Origin of the sequence: Marivita sp. (genome assembly GCF_051859345.1) — a bacterium.
In the GTDB taxonomy this organism is placed as follows: Bacteria; Pseudomonadota; Alphaproteobacteria; order Rhodobacterales; family Rhodobacteraceae; genus Marivita.
Map to the genome: position 1 here is coordinate 1 of NZ_JBHYFV010000077.1, position 5,556 is coordinate 5,556.

Here is a 5,556-nt window from a genome sequence, read left to right on the forward strand (position 1 = left end):
GAGCAATTTGATCCGGTCCCGGCGACGGTTGCAAAAGGCAAAGACCGCAGGCTGGAAAGGGTCTAGTGCCATCGCCTCTTGCACCAGAACCGCAAGGCTGTTCATGCCAGCGCGGAAATCAATCGGGTCACGGTGTAAATACACCGGAAGATCAGCGCCCAGTCTGAACATCACTCAACGCTCCGATCAGTGTCGTCAATGCCGCGGCATCACCACAGCTCACAGTCAGCGTCACGCCGTTGGGCAGACGGGCTTGCAGGGGCGCGGGCTGCGAAAACTCTCTCCCGCTATCACCGCAAGCGTTATACCCTACAGAGCGCGGTATGGGGAATTCATCTGCGCTACCCCCGGCGTCATGATCGATAGCCTGCCCAGCCTTATCAATCCGAACCGGAATAAAAGGCGATGTGGTCGTCGCTCCGCTCAGAGCCGAAAGCTGATCCTTGCGGTGCTTGACCCATTTGCGCAAAAGGTTCGCATTTACACCATGATCCAAAGCAAGCCGGGCGACCGAAGCGCCAGGTTCCAGGCAGGCCTCAACCAAGCGCGCCTTCGAGATCGGGTCGTAACGACATCTGCCATTGCGCAAAACAGCCGTCACTCGAAGCTTACCGTAATCCTCTTCCATAAGTGTCCACCTCCATGTTGGTGGACACCTCTTCCTACAACTCACTCAAGCTCGGAAGGTGCAGAGAAATTCGCGCTTACTATCGATCCATCATCGCTCACACGCTGGCGCAATCGCATTGGTGAGGAAGGTGCCGAATGGCTGCTGACCAAGACCATTGAAGCTGGGCGCGCGTCTGGCGCTGTGGATGACAAGAGCCTTGAGCGCGTGTCGGTCGACACGACGGTGATGGAAAAGAACATTGCCTATCCGACCGATGCGCGCCTTTATGAGCGCGCGCGCCAGAAGCTGGTGGCACTGGCCCGTGAAGCGGGTGTCGATTTGCGCCAGAGTTACAGCCGTCTTGGCCCACGCCTGGCACGGCAAGTGGGCCGCTATGCCCATGCGAAACAATTCAAGCGGATGCGCAAGGCATTGAAAAAACTGAAAGGCTACACAGGTCGGGTCATGCGCGACTTGCGCCGTCATCTCAGCGGCATTCCAGCTGGAGCGCTGCGCGAGCAAATCTGCGATGCCCTCGTGCTGACTGGGCGGCTCTTGGCCCAGAAGTCGAAGGACAAGAACAAGATCTACAGCCTGCATGAACCCGAGGTCGATTGCATCTCGAAGGGCAAGGCGCGTGTGCGCTACGAGTTCGGCACCAAGGTCTCTGTCTCCGCTACCATCGCGGAAGGCTTCATCGTCGGCGCACGCTCCATGCCCGGCAACCCATATGACGGGCACACTCTGCAAGAGGCGCTGGATCAGGTCGAAGTGCTGACTGACATCCGCCCATCATTGGCCGTCGTGGACCGGGGCTATCGCGGCCATGGTGTGACGCGAACCCGCGTATTGATCAGTGGCATGTTCGGCCACGATCTCCGCATCTTTGAGAACCTGCACACGCCCGGCCAGCCCACGCACCTCAACCTCCTGTCCGACGAAACAGAACGGCACGCTGTAGCGGCGTCCTTCGAAGGCCACCATGCAATCAATCTCCACAGGCCGACGCACGACGACGTCAAACGGTTCCGGCAGTGTCTCGGGCAGTGGTGTCAGCAGCTTGCGCTCCTGCGTCCAGGCCTCGGCGATGGAGGTCCCGGTCAGCGGACAGCGCAGTCGGCTGGCCCGGTCGTCCAATCGGGCATCCGTCACCGCCTGTAAATGCTCAAGGCTCTCGAAGGGCTCGTCCCTCGGGTCCACGACCTCGCGCAAATCGCGGGCGCCACGTTCGGCCTTGCCCTTACCTTGCGGGTGGCGCGGCTGGCAGGCGTCGACATGGAATTTAAGCTGCACTGCAAAGCGCCGGTACGTCTCGTTGATTAACCCCCAAGCGCCAGCCCCCTTCGCGATCGCCGTCTTCACATTGTCGATCCGCAGCACCGCAGGGACGCCGCCCAGACGACCGCTCGCTTGCGGCTCCACGACAACGTCACAATCAGCGCAACGAGATCAACTGTTTCCGTGCCCAACACCGCACCGGGAAACTCTACCCAGTCCACTTGCGCCTGCGCCCCGGCTGGCGTTTCCACACGCCGCCGTGCCCGGATCGCCGGCGCCGGATATGTCCGCTTACAGTACCGCTGTACCGACTTCAGACTTCCATCATAACCATGTTCTCGGCACAGCCACGCATGCAGATCTGCGAGGTTGATCCTACCCTCCTGCTGGCTGCGCCAATGCGCAATTGCCTCCGAATAAACTGCAGCTTTCAATTGCTGCTTGCCACGCCCGTCACCAACACCCGAAGCCCACCGCTTACGATGATATCGTACCGTGCCTTCGCTCACCCCAAGAAGTCGCGCTATCGAACTCTGTGAATGACCACGTTCCAATAAGACCGCCATCGCCGTCCGTCCTTCTCTCGCGAGATAACCCATCGTCCTCTCCCGACTACCGTCGTCGGGAAATCGATTAGGCCAAAGCGACACCTCGTAAATCTGGATGTCGCCTTAAGAACTCAATGACGTGTCTTGCTACAACAAGATCACCATCCAGCACATCCAACCAGGGCAGCCGCAGCAGAACGCTTACGTCGAGCGCTACAACCGGACGGTTCGGCACGAGTGGCTGGACCAATACATCATCGAAAGCATCGAGGAGGCACAGGATCAGGCCACGCAATGGCTTGTCTTATGCTGAACTCGGCTCCTGCGGTATAAAGGAGCCACTGCCCGCCACGCCATTTATGGCGGGCAGTGGCGGCGGTTGGATCGTAAATGGCTGGGTCGTGATGGACCGTTCCAGAGTTTGATCAGCCGCCGTCTTCCCCAAGGGCCTGAACGGATACGCGTGTGACAAGTCACGCATGACAAGCATAGGACACAAGGAAGATGACAGATCATAACATTGGCGTGGACATTTCCAAATCCCATTTGGACGTGTTCCGGCTGGAAGATGGTGCGGCGCAACGCTTCGATAATTCCACCACAGGCTTTCGTGCATTGACCAAATGGTTGGGCAATGCCTCGGTGGCACGGATCGTGTTCGAGCCGACGGGGGCTTATCACAAGGCCTTCGAGGTCGCACTTGGAGGGGTATTGCCGCTCGTCAAGGTGAACCCGTTGCAGGCGCGCAGGTTTGCAGAAGCCTATGGCACGAGGGCCAAGACCGATGCAGTCGATGCCCGGATGTTGGCGCGTATGGGGGTCGCGTTCGACCTTGAACCTCAAGCACCTCAATCCAAGAACATAGGCGTTCTCAGAGACTTGCATGTTGCGCGGGCTGGTCTGATCAAGGACCAAACCAGATTACGCAACCGCGCCCAAACCCAAGTCATGTCTGTTCTGAAGCGCCAGACCAAGGCCCGGCTCACTTTGGTAGAACGACAGATCGCCGAACTGGACATCGAAATTTCAACATTGATCGCGGCGCAAGAAAACACTGCACGCACATGTGATATTCTGCGTTCCATGCCTGGAATAGGAGCGGTATCGGCTGCGGCCATGCTGACCCTGATGCCCGAGCTCGGCACGCTTGATCGCAAACAGGTGGCCAGCCTGGCAGGTCTTGCACCGATCACCCGTCAGTCAGGGCAATGGCAGGGCAAATCGTTCATCGGTAGTGGGCGCAAACCCTTGCGCGATGCCCTCTATATGCCAGCACTGGTCGCATTGCGCTGGAATCCAGACCTGAAAGAAAAGTACAACCGTCTGCGCGCAGCAGGAAAACCCGCCAAAGTGGCTATCGTTGCAGTCATGCGAAACCTCATCGAAATCGCAAACGCTCTGATCAAAGCAAATCGAAAATGGACACCAAAAGCCGCTTGATCAAGACGGATACTATGGACTTACAACAACGACCGCCCCAACATGGGCATTGGCGGCATAACGCCCGCAATGAAACTGCGCCTGAAAGGGGCGCGAAGCGACAAAATGGCTGCGAAAGTTCTACGGATGCACCCCGAAAAAATGGGGGATTACCGGGAACAGACTGTCCGTGGATGGATAAGGGGATAGGCATGAAGACTCAGTGGCGCGTCCACGTCGGTGCTCACAAGACCGCAACGACACATCTTCAGGAGCTTCTCAGAGCGAATGAAGACAAACTTCTGCAGCACGGTGTTGATTTTCTGAATGGGCGCGGAATAAATTCCCTCCTCAGGACAGACCCGTCACAAAAGCCTGCAGGACTGGACATCCTCAAGGCCGTGGTGAAAGGCCAGCGCCCTGTCAGGGCTTCCAAGCGCTATTCGCGAGAGATCAATGCTCTTCGGAGGGACCAGCCTGTCACCATTATCTCGCAAGAGGATCAACTTGGCTTCACCCAGGATCTCATGCGCCCACACTTTTATGATGGCAGCCAGAAATTCACCATCCTGAACTCCCTCCCGGACAGAGAGAGTGTTGACATATACCTCTCCATTCGGAGCTTCGAGACGCTGTTTGTATCGGCGTTTTGCGAAATGCTCAAACCTTTCCATGACGCCCGAGCGCGTCTTGAGGCACGCAGACGGACCCTGCAGGACATGCCGCCCAGCTGGTTTGAACTGGCCAATCGGCTCGGGGATAGTTTTCCCGATGCCAGAATTCATGTGTGGAAATTTGAGGATTACATCAAGCATCCGGGGTTCGTTGTCAAAGCGCTGACAGGCTTGGAACTGGACGATCTTGATGGACGCCCTGCCCCGGACAGAACGCGGTCACCCTCCCCGAAAGCGATCAAGCTGGCGGAAGAACTCGACCCTGCCCTGAAGGTGCAGGACCGAATGAAGATCGTTCAAGAGTTGTTTGCGGATCACCCCAAACAGTCGGGAGAAACGATTGAACTCTTTTCGGGGGATGAAACGGCATGGTTGCGTGACTGCTACACCCGTGACCTTGAAAAAATCCAGGCGTCTGCGCGCATGACCCTAGTGCTGCCGCAGGCTGCGGCTTTGCCATCATGACGAATTGAGTGCTTTCAAAAAAGCAAACGCCGGTCATGCGGGCCTAAAGCAGGGTTTCGGCCTGCATGGCGCAGAGAACATGATCAGCGCCTGCTACGCGCGGACCAGAAAGAGGCGATCTGCTGCCGCGCAAGCCCCTGACCATATATGTTCTAGAAGGCGCGTCGCTTCGGCGGCGCGCCTTCTCGGTTACCGTGAACGGCCTGATCAGCCGCTTTCATGCATTCATGCAGTTCTTTTGCCGCCCCGGGTCCAAGAACCTTGCCACCAAGACCTCTGCATGACTCCTGGTTTTGAGTTTGTGGGGCTCTGTTGCACAAATCACGTGAGGGATTCATCTTGTGAAGGACGCGCTGGAACGCCGCGGTACCCGCACCCGCGGCATGGCGAGGCTGGAAGCAGCCGCAGCCGCGCTCTCGATGCGCTCGGGTGACTGGACACAACTTCCCGATCCATTCCCGCGTTGGGGGCAGCGATGAGGGATTTCGCGGAGCCCGCGCTGGCGGGCGTGCAGATCACCGACACTCTGGACGGGCTGGCCGCAATCAATGCACCCGACTGC

General features: G+C 58.0%; 6 protein-coding genes and 2 pseudogenes. 4 read left to right on the forward strand and 4 right to left on the reverse strand.

Annotated elements, in window-relative coordinates; all coding sequences use genetic code 11:
* Together tnpB and tnpA are read right to left on the reverse strand one after the other, a co-directional pair.
* Positions 1-171, reverse strand: a 171-nt coding sequence (tnpB, locus tag ACTIEN_RS21665) for an IS66 family insertion sequence element accessory protein TnpB (protein WP_439525230.1), incomplete at its 3' end; no start/stop codon positions are given.
* Entirely contained in the window at positions 152-628 is a 477-nt protein-coding gene (gene tnpA, locus ACTIEN_RS21670) for an IS66-like element accessory protein TnpA (protein ID WP_439525225.1), read from the reverse strand. The genes tnpB and tnpA, both read right to left, overlap by 20 nt.
* An 81-nt stretch (positions 629-709) precedes the next feature.
* On the opposite strand from tnpA, the pseudogene ACTIEN_RS21675 reads away from it, so the two are divergent.
* Positions 710-1,471, forward strand: a pseudogene (locus tag ACTIEN_RS21675) (IS5 family transposase); the annotation flags it as partial.
* On the opposite strand, the gene ACTIEN_RS21680 reads toward ACTIEN_RS21675, so the two are convergent.
* Both ACTIEN_RS21680 and ACTIEN_RS21685 read right to left on the reverse strand, forming a co-directional pair.
* Positions 1,403-2,032, reverse strand: a complete 630-nt coding sequence (locus ACTIEN_RS21680) for a Mu transposase domain-containing protein (RefSeq protein WP_439525226.1) — start codon at positions 2,030-2,032, stop codon at positions 1,403-1,405. The pseudogene ACTIEN_RS21675 and the gene ACTIEN_RS21680 sit on opposite strands and share 69 nt — an antisense overlap.
* Positions 1,969-2,487: a helix-turn-helix domain-containing protein gene (locus tag ACTIEN_RS21685; RefSeq protein WP_439525227.1), complete on the reverse strand. Its 519-nt coding sequence runs from the start codon at positions 2,485-2,487 to the stop codon at positions 1,969-1,971. The genes ACTIEN_RS21680 and ACTIEN_RS21685 overlap by 64 nt, the downstream gene beginning before the upstream one ends.
* Positions 2,488-2,593: 106 nt before the next feature.
* Here ACTIEN_RS21685 and ACTIEN_RS21690 point away from each other — a divergent pair.
* From ACTIEN_RS21690 to ACTIEN_RS21700, 3 genes and pseudogenes are all read left to right on the forward strand, one after another.
* A pseudogene (locus tag ACTIEN_RS21690) lies at positions 2,594-2,737 on the forward strand (integrase core domain-containing protein); the annotation flags it as partial.
* Between the two features lie 203 nt (positions 2,738-2,940).
* Positions 2,941-3,876, forward strand: a complete 936-nt coding sequence (locus ACTIEN_RS21695) for an IS110 family transposase (protein ID WP_439525228.1) — start codon at positions 2,941-2,943, stop codon at positions 3,874-3,876.
* A 191-nt stretch (positions 3,877-4,067) separates the two neighbouring features.
* Positions 4,068-4,994: a hypothetical protein gene (locus ACTIEN_RS21700; protein ID WP_439525229.1), complete on the forward strand. Its 927-nt coding sequence runs from the start codon at positions 4,068-4,070 to the stop codon at positions 4,992-4,994.
* The last annotated feature ends 562 nt before the right edge of the window (positions 4,995-5,556 follow it).

Excerpts from the sequence above, each read along its gene's own strand:
- ACTIEN_RS21695 (WP_439525228.1), top strand. The coding sequence starts at position 2,941 with ATGACAGATCATAACATTGGCGTGGACATTTCCAAATCCCATTTGGAC.
- ACTIEN_RS21685 (WP_439525227.1), bottom strand. The coding sequence starts at position 2,487 with ATGGGTTATCTCGCGAGAGAAGGACGGACGGCGATGGCGGTCTTATTG.
- ACTIEN_RS21700 (WP_439525229.1), top strand. The coding sequence starts at position 4,068 with ATGAAGACTCAGTGGCGCGTCCACGTCGGTGCTCACAAGACCGCAACG.
- tnpA (WP_439525225.1), bottom strand. The coding sequence starts at position 628 with ATGGAAGAGGATTACGGTAAGCTTCGAGTGACGGCTGTTTTGCGCAAT.